15 protein-coding genes are annotated in these 14,781 nt (G+C 40.0%); all 15 read right to left on the reverse strand.

Going from position 1 to position 14,781, the window contains the following annotated elements; all coding sequences use genetic code 11:
* Positions 1–2: 2 nt before the first annotated feature.
* A complete protein-coding gene (locus tag MUF05_03345) occupies positions 3–959 on the reverse strand; it encodes an ATP-grasp domain-containing protein (GenBank protein MCU0666112.1) in 957 nt (318 codons plus the stop codon).
* A complete protein-coding gene (locus tag MUF05_03350; protein MCU0666113.1) occupies positions 956–1,945 on the reverse strand; it encodes a GDP-mannose 4,6-dehydratase in 990 nt (329 codons plus the stop codon). The genes MUF05_03345 and MUF05_03350 overlap by 4 nt, the downstream gene beginning before the upstream one ends.
* Before the next feature lie 4 nt (positions 1,946–1,949).
* A complete protein-coding gene (gene rfbB / locus MUF05_03355; protein MCU0666114.1) occupies positions 1,950–2,930 on the reverse strand; it encodes a dTDP-glucose 4,6-dehydratase in 981 nt (326 codons plus the stop codon).
* On the reverse strand, positions 2,915–3,739 hold the full coding sequence (locus MUF05_03360; GenBank protein MCU0666115.1) for a sugar nucleotide-binding protein: 825 nt from the start codon (positions 3,737–3,739) through the stop codon (positions 2,915–2,917). The genes rfbB and MUF05_03360 overlap by 16 nt, the downstream gene beginning before the upstream one ends.
* Positions 3,726–4,595, reverse strand: a complete 870-nt coding sequence (gene rfbA, locus MUF05_03365) for a glucose-1-phosphate thymidylyltransferase RfbA (protein MCU0666116.1) — start codon at positions 4,593–4,595, stop codon at positions 3,726–3,728. Before rfbA ends, MUF05_03360 begins: the two co-directional genes overlap by 14 nt.
* Before the next feature lie 209 nt (positions 4,596–4,804).
* A complete protein-coding gene (locus MUF05_03370) occupies positions 4,805–5,872 on the reverse strand; it encodes an NAD-dependent epimerase/dehydratase family protein (GenBank protein ID MCU0666117.1) in 1,068 nt (355 codons plus the stop codon).
* A gap of 79 nt (positions 5,873–5,951) precedes the next feature.
* The gene (locus MUF05_03375; GenBank protein ID MCU0666118.1) at positions 5,952–6,200 is read right to left on the reverse strand and encodes a four helix bundle protein; all 249 of its coding nucleotides are present in this window, start codon (positions 6,198–6,200) and stop codon (positions 5,952–5,954) included.
* A gap of 66 nt (positions 6,201–6,266) precedes the next feature.
* A complete protein-coding gene (locus tag MUF05_03380; protein MCU0666119.1) occupies positions 6,267–7,328 on the reverse strand; it encodes an NAD-dependent epimerase/dehydratase family protein in 1,062 nt (353 codons plus the stop codon).
* A gap of 11 nt (positions 7,329–7,339) precedes the next feature.
* The gene (locus MUF05_03385; GenBank protein ID MCU0666120.1) at positions 7,340–7,600 is read right to left on the reverse strand and encodes a SemiSWEET transporter; all 261 of its coding nucleotides are present in this window, start codon (positions 7,598–7,600) and stop codon (positions 7,340–7,342) included.
* A gap of 1 nt (position 7,601) precedes the next feature.
* Complete coding sequence (locus MUF05_03390; protein ID MCU0666121.1) at positions 7,602–9,065, reverse strand: radical SAM protein; 1,464 nt, start codon at positions 9,063–9,065, stop codon at positions 7,602–7,604.
* Positions 9,062–10,030, reverse strand: coding sequence for a glycosyltransferase (locus MUF05_03395; GenBank protein ID MCU0666122.1), 969 nt, complete (start codon positions 10,028–10,030; stop codon positions 9,062–9,064). The genes MUF05_03390 and MUF05_03395 overlap by 4 nt, the downstream gene beginning before the upstream one ends.
* Positions 9,966–10,760, reverse strand: coding sequence for a glycosyltransferase (locus tag MUF05_03400; GenBank protein ID MCU0666123.1), 795 nt, complete (start codon positions 10,758–10,760; stop codon positions 9,966–9,968). Before MUF05_03400 ends, MUF05_03395 begins: the two co-directional genes overlap by 65 nt.
* Complete coding sequence (locus tag MUF05_03405) at positions 10,757–12,007, reverse strand: hypothetical protein (GenBank protein ID MCU0666124.1); 1,251 nt, start codon at positions 12,005–12,007, stop codon at positions 10,757–10,759. The genes MUF05_03400 and MUF05_03405 overlap by 4 nt, the downstream gene beginning before the upstream one ends.
* Positions 12,007–13,182 (reverse strand): tyrosine--tRNA ligase, encoded by a 1,176-nt coding sequence (gene tyrS / locus MUF05_03410; GenBank protein ID MCU0666125.1) that lies wholly within the window; start codon positions 13,180–13,182, stop codon positions 12,007–12,009. The genes MUF05_03405 and tyrS overlap by 1 nt, the downstream gene beginning before the upstream one ends.
* Positions 13,183–13,210: 28 nt before the next feature.
* Positions 13,211–14,758 carry a 30S ribosomal protein S1 gene (locus MUF05_03415; protein ID MCU0666126.1) on the reverse strand — a complete coding sequence of 516 codons (1,548 nt, stop codon included), beginning with the start codon at positions 14,756–14,758 and terminating at the stop codon, positions 13,211–13,213.
* Positions 14,759–14,781: the final 23 nt, after the last annotated feature.

Here is a 14,781-nt window from a genome sequence, read left to right on the forward strand (position 1 = left end):
TATTATCTATCTGGGAAGAATTTCTCATTAACATAGCGAATCATATTAAGCCCTGCTTTAAACTTAAACGACGAAACAATCTTTTTCCCTAACACTGCATCAACTGCTAACAATGGAATATTTACCCCTGCAGCAACACTTAAAGCAAGCCCACCAGAAAATCTAGGATTTACTTCAATAAAATAGTATTTGTCTTTAGTTTTAATAGCCTGAAGGTTAGCTGGCCCAAAAATTCTTAACTTTTCTGTAATAGATACGGCTTGTTTGATTAAGCACTGATCGTTTACAGTGACTCCTTTATACGAAACTCCGGATTTTACTTCAACACGCCTCCGCGGGATTGCCGTCTTTACTGCATAATTCAAATCCGCCAAGACATCAATAGTAAATTCCTCACCTTTAATGAACTTCTGTATTACAACATTATTATTATGGTTTAATATAGAAGCTAAACCCTGTTTATCATATGCCTTCACTATTCCAATGCTTGCTCGTCCACTTCTTGGTTTAACAATAACCGGAAAATCAGAATTTTTGATTAAAGATATCTGACTAGGGAGAAATGTTGGTGCGGTAAGAATATGATTCTGTTTAAAGAATAAGAACGTCCTATATTTATCTGTGCAAATCTCAATGGTATTTAAATTTGAAATAAGTACTTTCGCTCCCTGATTCTCAAACTTTATGATATTCCCAACAATCGGAATAAACTCCTCATCAATAATTGGAATGACAACATCTATTTTTTCTTTCTTTACTATGCCAAGCAATTTGGGGATAAACCTCTTATCAACACCAAACGGAACCTGATAGAATTCATCGCTAAAATATGCACCACTAACAAATCTTCTTTGATTTATATCGGTTGATACAATTTTAATATTCCGGTCTTCCCGTAAAGCCTTAATTACATTATTTGCCGTAATTGTTCCTGCGCCAGTAATTAAAACGTTTATCATTTTCTCCAATAGTGTATTTTATATTTCCGATAGTAGTCTACTGTGTCTTTTATGCCCTGTTCAAGTTCTACACGCGGTTTCCAGCCAACAACATTTTTAATCTTTGAAATATCCGCATAATAATCGCCTGGCTCGATCTGTTTTCTCTCCTTGCTGAAAACCGTAAACTTGAATTTTCCGTTTCCGGTGATCCTAATAATAATCTTGGCAAGCTCCACAAAATTTGTCGGCCTGCCACTACCCACATTAAAAATATTGCCATAGGCCCTATCGCATAACCCGCATTCCAATAATGCCTCCACTAGATCTTCAACATAAAGAAAATCACGCAAAATCAGGCCATTGCCGAAAACAGGAACCTCCTGGTCATCAATCGCCTTGCGGATAAACCAATTCAATACCCCATACTCGTCATGCATCATTTGATGACGAGGCCCATAGGTATTAGTAATACGTAAAGCAATAGACTTTATCTTATGGATTTCATCATAAACCATCACTAGTTTCTCCGCGCAGAGATTAGTTATGGCATACACGCCTTTGGGATTCATGGGATGGTCCTCATCAACAGGTAATCTTACGCTTGAACCGTATTGCCCGCGGGTTCCCGAAAAAATAATTCTTGCGCCACGGTTATATTTACGGCAGGCTTCAAGAACCACTAGGGTGCCTTCGGCATTAATGCGTAAATCCTTTATGGGATTTTTTATACTATCCACATGACTAACCTGTCCGGCTAAATGAAATATATAATCTTTTCCTTTGGCCAAATTATTCATAGCGCTGGAGGAACGAATATCGGCAATAACTATCTTGATTTTATTCTTAACCGGATAAATATTAAAAATGTTTGCCCCAAGTTTTGGCTGTTTATTATCAATGATAGTAACTTTGGCTTTGGCCTTAATCAAAGCAATAGCCAAATTACTCCCGATAAAACCAAGCCCCCCGGTAATTAAAATATTTTTATTGCGATATTCTAGCATAGTTTTATTTAAACTTGATGGACAGCTTCTTGCCAATATGTTTCTTCATCCATTTCGGATTATCTAATATCCAATTAACGGTTTTGGATATCCCGTCCTGAAACCCTATTTGCGCACACCAGCCTGTTTGTTTACGAATTTTAGCAAAATCAAGGCTGTATCTAAAGTCATGGCCGGGACGATCTGCGACGAATTCTATTAAAGATTCAGGCTTATTAAGTATGCGCAAAATGCTTTTAACCACATCAATATTCTTTTTCTCTTGCGCGCTTCCTAAGTTATAGACTTCTCCAAGCTTGCCATTTTCAAGAATAAGCATTATCGCTTTGGCGCAGTCAGAAACATAAAGCCATTCCCTGATATTTTGCCCGCGAGCATATACCGGAACCTTTTGGTTATTCAGCGCCCTTAAACTTACCAAAGGAATAAGTTTTTCCGGATACTGCCAGGGGCCGTAATTATTAGACGGCCGCACTATAATCGCCGGCAGATTATACGTCCTGACATAAGCCTTGATCAACAAATCCGCTGCGGCTTTTGAAGCGGCATAAGGACTGTTGGGTTTAAGCGGAAAATCTTCACGGAATTTACCTTTTTCTATATCCCCATACACTTCATCTGTTGATATATGAATAAATCTTTCTATTTTATATTCACGCGCTAAATCTAAAAGTGTTTTTGTCCCTTTTATGTTAGTTTGGATAAACGGATCGCTTGAAACAATACTTCTATCTACGTGCGTTTCAGCCGCAAAGTTGATAATAACCTGCGGTTTTTCTCTTTTGATTACCTGGCCTATTTTATTCTTATTACAAATATCAACTTTATAGAATTTAAATTTACCTTTTACCTCATTTAATCTTTCCAAATCTCCGGCATAGGTCAGTTTATCCACAACAATGACTTTATAGGATCTTTTTACAGCCTGGCGCACAAATTCACTTCCAATAAACCCCGCGCCACCGGTAACTAACAACTTATGCATTGCTCTACGCATTCTTTTAGAACCTCATTTATGTGCCTTGTTTTAAAACCAGTTTTCTCCAATTTCGCCGTGCTTAAAATTAAATTAGTCCGCACTAATTTTAATTTCCTATAATTAATAATTTTATACTTAAAATCCGGTTTATGCCCTTTATAGATATTTAAAAGCCGTGGATATCTTAAGCCGCCTTTGTTTACGACGTTATAAATACCGGAAGCATTAATCCTAATTAAATGCCTTAATGCCGCGATAAAATCAGGAATATAGGTAATAGAATTTGGAATATCAATAATTTCCTTGTAAGTAATTAATTTTGAAAGTATATTCCTTGGATGCAACCTATTATCCAATGGGATTCTAATCCTTACAATTAAAACTGCGCATTTATCAGCCAAGACATTCAATGCTCTTTCCGTGTAGATTTTACTACGACTATAAAAAAGCCCAAAGAAATCAGGGATATTATTTTCCCTTATAGGGCGGCCTTTATTATAATCAAAGTGATATATACAGCCACTGCTAACATGAACTAACTTAATGCCGTTTCTCAAGCATGCCTCAGCTAACATTATCGGCACAAAAGTATTGGCGAACAACGTGGCATCTTTATCTAATTCGCAGTCATCCACATTCCGCCTTCCTGTACTACCGATACAATTGATAATAATCGACGGCTTGTATTTATTTATTTCGCGCTCTGCGTCATAAAAGCTGTTGATTCTTGCTTTAGAAAGCGCACACTTAAAAGATTCTTGCAGGCGTTTGCCGATAAAACCATTTCCGAGAATAAGAATTTTATTTTTCTTCATCTGATATTTTTAACAAATATTCTCCATAACCAGTATTAACCTCATCCGCTAAAGCAAGTAAAGACTTTTTATTAATAAAACCCATGCGATAGGCGATTTCTTCAATACAGCCGACCTTCAGCCCCTGCCTCTCCTCTATGGTCCTTATAAACATTGAGGCGTCTATTAATGAATTGCAAGTTCCCGTATCAAGCCAGGCATACCCCCGGCCCAGAAGCTGTAAGCTTAATGTGCCTTCCTTAAGATACTTCTTAATCACGTCCGTGATTTCAAGCTCGCCTCTTTTGGATGGCTTAAGGCTCTTGGCAAAGCCTGCCGCGCGGCTATCAAAGAAATAAAGCCCGGTAATCGCGTAATTTGATTTTGGCTTAAGAGGCTTCTCTGTGATAGAAAGAACTTTGTTTCTGTTATTGAATTCTATAACTCCATACTGGCGCGGATCTTTAACATAATAGCCGAATATGCCGGCACCCTTTTTAAGGCGGCTGAAACTTCTTAAACAATCCCCCAGCTTATCCCCATAAAAAACATTATCCCCTAAAATAAGGCACACACTGTCTTTGCCGATAAAATCCTCACCCATGATCAAGGAATGCGCTACGCCCCGGGGCTTATCCTGGACAGCGTAAGAAATATTGATCCCTAATTTGCTTCCATCGCCAAGAAGATCACGAAACCTTGGAACATCTTCACGGGTAGAGATAAGAAGAATATCGCGTACCCCAGCAAGCATTAATACCGATAAAGGATAATAAACCATAGGCTTATCATAAACCGGTAAAAGCTGTTTACATACCGCGCGGGTAACCGGGTATAACCGCGTTGCCTTTCCGCCTGCCAAAATAATCCCTTTCATAAAATTCTCCTTTATAATCTAAAATTATTACCCTTAATTTTACGGAATGGACGATTTTTTGTCATAGTTGATTTTCTTAAATATGCCATAAATTCTAAATATACCTGCACAGGGTCATCAAGAAGATAACTAATGCCTTGTGATACTTTTAGGGCACCATTCCTAATTTTACTTGAACGCATTTTTATTAAATTGTTAATATTCCTAAATTAAATTATCCTTTTTAGCTCGCGCTGGTTTTCGCGTATCCAGGAAAATGTATCTTCAAATATCTGCGCAAGATTTTTAACCGCTCTCCAGCCTAAATCAGCTTCTACGCGGGAATTATCCGTAAGGTATATTTTAATATCTCCCGGGCGGTCTTTTAATATAGAGCCGATATTGACTTTATTCTCTGTGATCCTGGCGCAAGCAGAAGTTAATTCACGCAAAGACACCGAACAGTTTTTACCGCCGCCGGCATTATATATTTTACCATTTACTTTGTTGAAATTACGCATCTCTAAATCAATAAGGCCAAACAAATCATCCACATGCAAAATATCGCGCACCTGTTTACCCTGACCGCCAAAACCGATATAATTTAAATTACGCTTAAAATAATGCGCCAGCATCCAAAATGTCACTACGCCCTGATCCGCTTTACCAAACTGTCCCGGCCCAGCAACAACTCCGCAACGGTTAATTACTCCTCTTATGCCATACATCTTAATATATTCAGTCAAAATAAGTTCCGAAGAAAGTTTTGTCGCGCCATATAAGGTTTTCGCGCCATCAAGCGGAAAATCAATATCTATACCTTGCGAAGAAAACCCTCGCGCCTTTTGTCCTGCCAGCCATTCAAAGCGGCTGTCAGATTCTTTGGCCTTAAGCGCGTTAATTGCCTCATAAGGGTAAACCCGGCTTGTGGAGAGAAAAATTATATCCGCTTTATCTCTTCGCGCAAGCTCTAAGCAATTAACTGTCCCAACAAGATTGGTATTAATGATATATTTTGGATTATCCCCAAAACCCGCCAATACCGAAGGCTCGGCAGAACATTCAATTAGAAGTCCGATTTTATCTTTTAAGGCTAAATCCTCCGGACAGCGGATATCCCCATGCATAAACTCAACGCCATGCGATTTAAGTATCGGAACATTTATTTCGCTTCCCCGCCTCTTAAAATTATCCAAAGCAATGATCTTTACTTTAGGATATTTATCTTTAAGGCGCAAAGCAAGGCTGCTTCCAATAAATCCGGATCCGCCTGTTATTAAAATAGTCGAATAGCGCATTTTCAGCTATCAGCTTTCAGCTATCAGCTTTCAGCAAAGCTTTAATCTCTTTATGAAACCATAAAGCATTGCCGAAAGCTCATCGCATTGTGAATACTTCATAAGAAGAACGCAAAGCTATATTAAGAAATCTTTTAAATTCTAAATCAGAACCTGAACCGCTACCTTCAGCTATATTAAGCGCTATTGACACAGACGCTCTTCTTATTTGAGAAGTCAAACCATAACATTCTGATTCTGGAAATTTACTGGTTTTTAAATACACCTGTTCAATAAAATCCATTGCCTTAGACCATACTTGTAGCTTTTTAAATTTCTGTATTTCCATCTTTATTGTTGTCTTTGTTTTAGCTGACAGCTGAAGGCTGATGGCTGATAGCTGAAAACTATTTTTTTAATCCAATATTTCTTTCTGCTTATCATATATCTGACGAATAGTATCTTCTATATTATACTTATACTCCCACTTAGGATAATGCGATTTAAACTTAGAGACATCGCTTATCCACCAAATATGATCCCCAATGCGGTTACGCGGGACATATTCATACTTCATCTTATTACCGGTTGTTTCCTGGCAAATATCAATTGCCTCCAGGACCGAAACATTGGCAAATCTGCTGCCTCCTATATTATACACTTCCCCCTGCCGCGGGTCTTTAAAAAAATGATAAAAGGCATTGACCAGATCATAAGAATGGATATTATCCCTGACCTGTTTGCCCTTATAACCAAAAATAGTATAACTTCTTCCGGTAATATTACAGCGCACCAAATAGGATAAAAATCCATGCAATTGGGCTCCGGAATGCGCGGGCCCGGTCAAACATCCGCCGCGGAAAACAGCCGTGCGCATGCCAAAATACCTGCCATATTCCTGGACCAAAACATCAGCAGATACTTTTGATGCGCCAAACAAGCTATGCAGACAGTTGTCTATACTCATTGACTCATCTATCCCGTTATAATATTTATGATTCTTAGGCAGCTCATAGCGCGTAGGTAATTCAATTAATTCTAGGCTATTCGGACGGTCGCCATATACTTTATTGGTAGAAGTAAAAATAAATACCGCCTTTGGGCAAAAAACGCGGGACGCCTCAAGCATAACCAACGTCCCGTTGGCATTAACCGTGAAATCAACCTCTGGTTCGCGCGCTGCCCAATCATGGGACGGCTGGGCCGCCGCATGCACAACAAGGGCGATACCCTTGGCGTATTTCTTAAAGATTTTATCTATCGCTTTTTGATCGCGTATATCCACAGAATAATGCGTATACCCCTTGCAGGACTTTTCCAGCCTCTTTTTATTCCAAAGAATGCTCCCGTCAGCGCCAAAGAAATATTTGCGCATATTATTATCAATCCCCACCACATCAAACTTCAACTTAGAAAAAAACTCTACCGCCTCTGAGCCAATCAAACCGCATGAACCCGTAATAACCACTACCGCCACTTTTTCCTCCTCTATTGCTTTATCCTGTATTTAAAATACAACGCGATTATAATAAAGATCGACACCAAAGTAAAACCATTGGCGCAAATAATTATAGCATTTTTAAGATGCAGCCCATACAGCAACCACAAAAAAACCCCGGCCATAAATTCCAAAAGCGTGATAAGGCTTAAGTCGCGGCTTGATTGAGTGCGCACTACTTTTACAATCTGCGGCAAAAAAGCCGCGCTTGTCAAAACCGCCGCGGAAATGCCTACAATATCCCAAAACATTTTACCTCCTGAAATCGAATAAGTGGCCGAATATTTTTCGAGCTGCCCTTAAATAATACCTGAAATCATCAAAATCCTTTACCGAAGAAAGCTTACGCAATAAGAACTCGGAATCAAAAGATATATTATACATCCCCCTGACCAATTGCGCTATTTTCTTATCTGGAATATTGGTTTTCATCACAGGATGCTTCATATCATAATCATTCCAATCCAGGGTATGCAAAAGCTTTTCTTCACAGCAACAGCGGAAAAGCTCTGTGCCCGGATATGGAATAACTATCGTGGCCTGCATAGTATGGGCGTAGCCCTTCTTTAACAGATACTTGCCCAAGTCTAAAGTTTTTTGCGCGTCCTGGTAACTTTCCCAGGGATAGCCAAACATTATAGTAATATGCGGGAAAAGGCCTGCGCGGGTTGCGCTCTTGCAATCTTCTATAACCTGCTCTAGCTTGACCTTTTTCTTAAGCCTGTCCAAGGTATTCTGATTAGCGGATTCCAAGCCAAATAAAAGCAGGCGAAACCCAGCGTCTTTCATCATAACAAAATCATTATAAGAAAGCGCGCCAAAACGCATATTACAATCTAAATAAATCTTGCGGCTTTGGTATTGCCTGTTTATTGCAAGGCGGCAAAAATCATCCAACCAATCTCCTGCAGGGAAACATCCGGTATCATCCATTATCTCGCGGATACGATATTTTTCCACCAACTGGTCAATTTCTTCTATAACGTTATCTGCGCTTCTGGCGCGAAAGGTTGGATACAAAGTAGGCCACGAACAAAAGGTGCATTCATGATGCCAGCAATCCCTTCCGGACATAATGTAAGTGCCGGGAACAGCTTTAAAATTTCCGTTTTTATAAGCATAAAGCTTGTAATCCGTCAAATCCCTGTCTATAAAAGGCAAACTGTTCAGGTCGTGGTCCAATTCAAACTTGCCGCTATTTAAAATACTGCCGTTCTCGCGATAGTATATCCCCGGTTGAAGAGATGTTTTATCAAGATTCTTGAGGCAATCACATAGGTTAAGAAGCAGAAAATCATAATCGCCGCCAGTCAAAACAAAATCTACCCCTGAGTTCTCAAAAGATTCTTCCGGAAGCGCTGTCACATGATCTCCGCATAATACAAGCTTAGGCGCAGTTTTTCTCCACGGAAAAGCCTTGATCTGATTTATAATTTCCCAATGCTGCCTGATAACAGGGGTTTTAGTCTCAAAAAGAATCAAATCCGGCTGAACAGCCTCTAAGAAAGTAAAATAAGAACCTGTATCCAAGCCGCAGGCAATGCTGTCATTCCAGATAACCTGGTGCCCTGCTCTATGCAACAAAGTTGCCGCTTGCGCGGGAACTACCGGATAAATAAAAGTCGGCTCTTTAAAATACTGGAACTGGCGGTTTTGCCCCAATGTGGGAAAACCGCATTTGTTCTGTAACGGCGGATAGGAAATAATTATCTTCATTTTGCTTCTCTTAAACTAGATGAAAAAAGCCCTTTTATGAAATATATGCCGTAACAAATATGGGTAGATATTATGCCTAAGAAAACCATAAGTATTAAATTTAACCTTCTCGAAGCTAAAATACTAAACACTGCGACAATGTGTAAATAGACTAATACCGGGATAAGATAAATGAATAAAAACTGATGGGAAAAAAGTGAAACCGCTGAGCCAAAAATAAGAAAAACAACAAAAAGGCTTGGGATAAAATAGGCAAGCCTTAAGGAATTTCCCGGGTAACGCTTGACAAAATAACCTCTGTGCGTTGCATAACTTAATATCTGATGCAGATGCGCGGTAAAAAGCGGCCTTCTATGGTGATAGACTAATGCCCCAGGATCATATAATATCTTCTTGCCTAATCTTTGAGTGATATCCAGGCAAAGCTTTGTATCCTCTCCCGGCCAGAAATCCGTGTCAAAACCGCCTAATTCCTCCATGATTTCTTTTCTAACCAGGAAATTACAACTTGGATAATCATCAACAAAGAATTTTTTCTTAACTGGAATATAGCGGTAAACATATTTTCCGCTTACTGCAAGCGAAGAATACACCAGGCCGCTTGCTTTTTTAGGATAAGAATCTGAATCAGGAGTAACTGCCGGCCCCCCTACCGCGGCAACATTCGGATCACTAAAATCAAGAACAGCGTTTTTAAGCCAATCTTTTGCCGGATACGCGTCATCGTCAAGAAAAGCCAATATCTCGCCCTTAGCGTGTTTTAATCCAATATCTCTTTTCTTCGCCGGGTTGGTATTTCCGGTGGGGATGATCTTGACGTTAACCATAACAAAAGGCAAAACAAAGCTTTCGTCAGGCAGGATAATGATTTCATAATCCTTGAAATCCAATTGCCCGCACTTAACGACGCATTCTTCTAAATTCTTTTGCCAGGTTTTTACGGCGATAATAATGGATACGGTCATAGTATTTAAGAATTTTCATCCTGTAGAAAACCGCTAAGGTGTCCCACAGGGTTACCCAAATTGATTCGGGATTAACTACCCCAAACTTTATCTGCGGGCTTACCACTATCGGAGCATCAGCGATCTTATAGCCTAAATGATGGATATTAACCAGTAATTCAATATCAAAAGCAAATTTCTTGACTAGTAATCTGGGGAAAACGCGGCGCAAGACTTCTGTCTTGAAAAGTTTCAGGCCCGTCTGGGTATCGCGGCAAGGAAGGCCAAAAAGCATTTTCACCAAAGAATAATAAACACTGCTGACAAGCTTCCTATGCCAGGGATAATCCACTTTGGAATTAGGATGCATCTTTGAGCCAATTACCACATCTGCGTTATCAAGGCGCATAATATCAAATAAGGTGTTTATCTGCGCCGGATGCAAATCCAGGTCAGCATCCAGGAAAACTGTGTAATCGCCCTTGACAAGACGGATCGCCTGCCTCAACGCCCTTCCTTTTCCGATATTACGGGGATTTTTCCTTACAATCACCTTGCCCGGATATTTAGGCGCGGCAAGGCTTGCCTGTTCAAAGGTATTATCAACAGAGCCGTCATCAACAACAATTAACTCCCAAGGGCATCCGGTATCCTGCATAGTGCGGCAAGTTTCTTCAATGCTTAAGGCAATGCGGCTGGCCTCATTAAAAGCCGGCATAATTACGGAAATTTTTTCTTTTATATCCTTCATCTGGGAATGCCTTTTTTAAAGCCTAAGAACATGAAGATCAAGAAAAGCGCAAAAGAATTAACGCACATGATAAGCTGGACCTGAAAAAGAGCTGTATGGAATAAAGATATAAGCGCCAGTTGCAAAACAGCTGCTAAGAAGAAATACTTCAAGAAACGAAAATCGCTTATGGAAAGAAAATAATAAAATAATATTGAGCATAAGGTAAAGAAACTCATAGAAACGCTGAACATCCTGCCCAAAAATACCGCTTCCGGCATAGCCTTTCCGGTTAGGACTTTCAAAGTAAATACCGGGAATAGATTATAGAAAATGGCGGCGCATAAGACTAAAAATCCGGCATAAAGCAGGCCCCTTCTTAGAAAATGATGGGTTTGCATATTTTTGGAACTTAAGCTGCTTGTTTTAGGGAATATTACCGTTGCCACAGCCGCGGGAAGAAATAAAAAGATCTTACCCACCATCTGGTAGACCGCGTATATTCCGGACTCTTGCGCGGAAAAGAAATATTTTACAAGTATCATATCCGCGTTAATAAGCATCATATACACAAAAGAAGCCGCCATAACCGGAAAAATAAAGGTTATTTTCCTGTTAAAATCCACATCCTGCCGGACATAGGGGGCGAAAATAATATTTCGCAATGGAATAACAGATAAAATAACAATTGCCGCGCTTGAAATCAAAAAAGCCATAAAAGCCCCCGGAATGCCCAGGCCTATTTTAATAAGAAAAACCGCGCAGGCAAGTTTTAAAATATGGCTTGCCGCTAATATAAAACTTAGCCATTTAAAAGCCTCGATCCCCTGCACTCCCCCAGAAACAACCGGGACCACCCAAGACAAAGCAAATAATATCGCCAAAAGATAAGCAGAATAAGGTGAATCTATTTTTAATTTATCCAGCATAAAAACTGAAAAAACGTAAAATAATACAAGACTTATTATGCCCATCCAGGTAGTCCGCCTGATAAATTCCTGAAGGAAATACCTTAATTTAGCAAGATCATTGCCAGAACGATAACTAGCGCAGAATTTAGCTGATACAACTTGGAGATTGGCTAAGGGGGCGGAAAGTATCATCACAAAAGAAAGAAGGGCGTTAAAAGAAGCAAAATCAATAGGGGTGAATGAATGGGCTATAAATAGCTGGAAGAGCAAATTGCAGATATTGACCAAAGTAGCGCCAAAGAAAACAACAAGGATGTTTTTTAGGAAGTCATCACTTTGGTTTATTTTAGCTGTCATTAAGGCTTAATTTTAAGTTGCAGAAATTTGCGCTTGCCGGCTTTTAATACGCCAGCTTGCTTGATTAAAACATCATCTTTCTGGATCTTTGTTTCGTTTAATGAAACTGCTCCTTGCTCGATAAGCCGGCGCGCTTCGTTGCGGCTTGACGCAAGGTTATTTTTCATTAAAATCTCTATAATATTCTCCCCTTCAGGCAAGATAATATACACTGACAAGTCATCGGGTGTTTCCTTATTGGAAAACACACGCTGAAATTGCTCTTTTGAAGACAAAGCTGTATCCTTGCCATGATAATCCGCAACAATAGTTTGAGCAAGCACTAGCTTTGCCTCTTTGGGATGCATCTTTTTTACTTCTGCTAAATCAATATCAGTTAGAAGCGTGTAATACTTGAGCATCAATTCATCGGAAATAGACATTATTTTACCAAACATATCAAAAGGCTTTTCGCTTATGCCGATATAGTTTCCGTAAGACTTGCTCATCTTTTGCACGCCGTCGGTGCCCTCTAACAACGGCATAGTAATAACTACCTGCTGGGGCATGGAAAAATCATTCTGCATATCACGGCCCACCAAAAGATTAAAGATCTGGTCTGTGCCGCCTAATTCCACATCCGCCTCTAACTTCACTGAATCATAACCTTGCAGAAGAGGATACATAAATTCCAATAAGCTTATATCCTCTTTCTTGTCCATACGTTTCTTAAAATCAGCTCTGGCCAGCATTTGTGATACCGTAGCATGAGTAGTCAGGTTTAGAATATCCACAACCGGCATTTTTTCGAACCAGTGGCTGTTAAAAACAATCTTTGCCTTATCCATATCCAGGATCTTAGACACCTGCTTTTTGTAAGTGGCGGCATTAGCCAAAACCTCATCGCTTGTTAATTGCTTACGTACAGCGGATCTTCCGGTGGGGTCTCCGATACGCGCGGTAAAATCTCCGATCAGAAAATACACAACATGGCCTAAATCCTGAAATTGACGCAATTTCCTCAATAATACCGTATGGCCAATATGTATATCCGGGGCGGTAGGGTCAAAACCCGCCTTTATATTAAGCGGCTTCTTGTTCTTGATGCTCTGCTCTATTTTCTTTACCAATTGCTCTTCGGAAATAATATTGACCGCCCCGCGTTTTATTACTTCCATCTGTTTTTTAACGTCCATATCGGATCCCCCCGTAACAAACCTCTTTTTATAAGCTGGCTGATAAACCGATCTTGCCCTGCTCAATATCAACCTTAATTACTTTGACTTGAATCTTATCTTGAGGCTTCAAGGCGGCTGCTTTTTCCTTATCAATTTCACTGGAATAAACAAGCCCCTCAATATCCTCGTCCATCTTTACAAATACCCCAAAATCAGTGACACTTACCACTTCAGCCTCTAAAACAGTATCCAACGGGTATTTGCTGGCTATCTGGCTCCAGGGATTTTCCTGAAGCTGTTTTATGCCTAAGGAGATCCTTCTGTTCTGGCTGTCCACAGAAATAATCACCACGTCAACTTTTTGAGCCTTCTTAAACACGTCTTGGGGGTGAGCAATTCTTTTGGTCCAAGACATATCAGAAATATGGATCATCCCTTCAAGATTGCCATCCAGCTCCACAAAAGCTCCGTATTCGGTAAAGCCCCTTATTTTTCCGCTTACCTTTGAGCCTACCGGATATTTGGTATCCGCGTCAAGCCAGGGATTTTGTTCAAGCTGTTTTGTGCTCAAAGATATCCTGCGGGAATCTTTATCAAGGCTAATTACCTGCGCCTCAACCATGTCTCCAATAGCGAATAATTCCGAAGGATTATTCACTCTCTTAGTCCATGACAATTCAGAGATATGCACCAGGCCTTCTATGCCCTTTTCAAGCTCCAAGAATACTCCATAAGGAAGAATGTTCACCACTTTTCCTTTAACCTTGGCGCCTACGGTATATTTATTCTCGATATCCGACCAGGGGTCAGGCAGGCGCTGTTTCAAGCCTAAAGACACCTTGGAAGATTCTTTATCCATATTAAGCACCATAACTTCTATCTTATCGCCTAACGCGACCACTTCAGAAGGATGGCTTATCTTTGACCACGACATATCAGTTATATGCAAAAGCCCGTCTACTCCTCCCAAATCAATAAAGGCGCCAAAATCAGTAATCGCCTTTACTGTGCCGGCGTAGATACTGCCAATTTTTAGGCCTGTCCAAAGCTTCTCTTTCGCCTCTTCTCTTTCTTTCTGCATTGCTTCCTTGCGTGAAACAATCAGGCTTCTTCTTAAATTGTTGATCTTTACGATCTTAAACTTAAAGGTCTCGCCCAAAATATCCTTATCTGCCATGCCTTTAAAAGCAGACAAAGATGCCGGCAAGAAGCCTTCTATGCCGGTGACATCCACAATAAAACCGCCTTTGACTTTCTTAACCGGCCGGCCATCTACCAAGTCGCCTTCCTGTGAATGTTTGATTACCTTGTCCCATCCATGTATGCGCATTGCCTTTTGGCGGGAAAGCACCAATACTCCCTTATCATCCTCAATTGACTCAACTAAGAAATCAAGCTCCGCTCCGACGCTTAATTCACTATGGTTAAATTCAATTATCGGGAGGATCCCTTCAGATTTAAAACCGATATCCACAACCGCTTCTTTTTGGGTAAAAGAAATTATCTTGCCTTTAACAATCTCGCCCTCTTTTACTATTTTTATGCTTTGATTGTACAACTCTTCCATTTCGCTTAATTTGCGCTGTTCTGCCATTTTAAAACTCCTTTTAAAATATC

Source organism: Candidatus Omnitrophota bacterium, from assembly GCA_025453395.1.
GTDB lineage: Bacteria > Omnitrophota > Gorgyraeia > Gygaellales > Profunditerraquicolaceae > JAlOQK01.

Bases quoted from the DNA above. Each gene is read 5' to 3' on its own strand.
- MUF05_03370 (MCU0666117.1), bottom strand. From the start codon at position 5,872: ATGCGCTATTCGACTATTTTAATAACAGGCGGATCCGGATTTATTGGA.
- tyrS (MCU0666125.1), bottom strand. From the start codon at position 13,182: ATGGACGTTAAAAAACAGATGGAAGTAATAAAACGCGGGGCGGTCAAT.
- MUF05_03360 (MCU0666115.1), bottom strand. From the start codon at position 3,739: ATGAAGAAAAATAAAATTCTTATTCTCGGAAATGGTTTTATCGGCAAA.
- MUF05_03375 (MCU0666118.1), bottom strand. From the start codon at position 6,200: ATGGAAATACAGAAATTTAAAAAGCTACAAGTATGGTCTAAGGCAATG.
- MUF05_03400 (MCU0666123.1), bottom strand. From the start codon at position 10,760: ATGAAGGATATAAAAGAAAAAATTTCCGTAATTATGCCGGCTTTTAAT.
- MUF05_03385 (MCU0666120.1), bottom strand. From the start codon at position 7,600: ATGTTTTGGGATATTGTAGGCATTTCCGCGGCGGTTTTGACAAGCGCG.
- rfbA (MCU0666116.1), bottom strand. From the start codon at position 4,595: ATGAAAGGGATTATTTTGGCAGGCGGAAAGGCAACGCGGTTATACCCG.
- MUF05_03395 (MCU0666122.1), bottom strand. From the start codon at position 10,030: ATGACCGTATCCATTATTATCGCCGTAAAAACCTGGCAAAAGAATTTA.
- rfbB (MCU0666114.1), bottom strand. From the start codon at position 2,930: ATGCATAAGTTGTTAGTTACCGGTGGCGCGGGGTTTATTGGAAGTGAA.
- MUF05_03415 (MCU0666126.1), bottom strand. From the start codon at position 14,758: ATGGCAGAACAGCGCAAATTAAGCGAAATGGAAGAGTTGTACAATCAA.
- MUF05_03345 (MCU0666112.1), bottom strand. From the start codon at position 959: ATGATAAACGTTTTAATTACTGGCGCAGGAACAATTACGGCAAATAAT.
- MUF05_03350 (MCU0666113.1), bottom strand. From the start codon at position 1,945: ATGCTAGAATATCGCAATAAAAATATTTTAATTACCGGGGGGCTTGGT.
- MUF05_03405 (MCU0666124.1), bottom strand. From the start codon at position 12,007: ATGACAGCTAAAATAAACCAAAGTGATGACTTCCTAAAAAACATCCTT.
- MUF05_03390 (MCU0666121.1), bottom strand. From the start codon at position 9,065: ATGAAGATAATTATTTCCTATCCGCCGTTACAGAACAAATGCGGTTTT.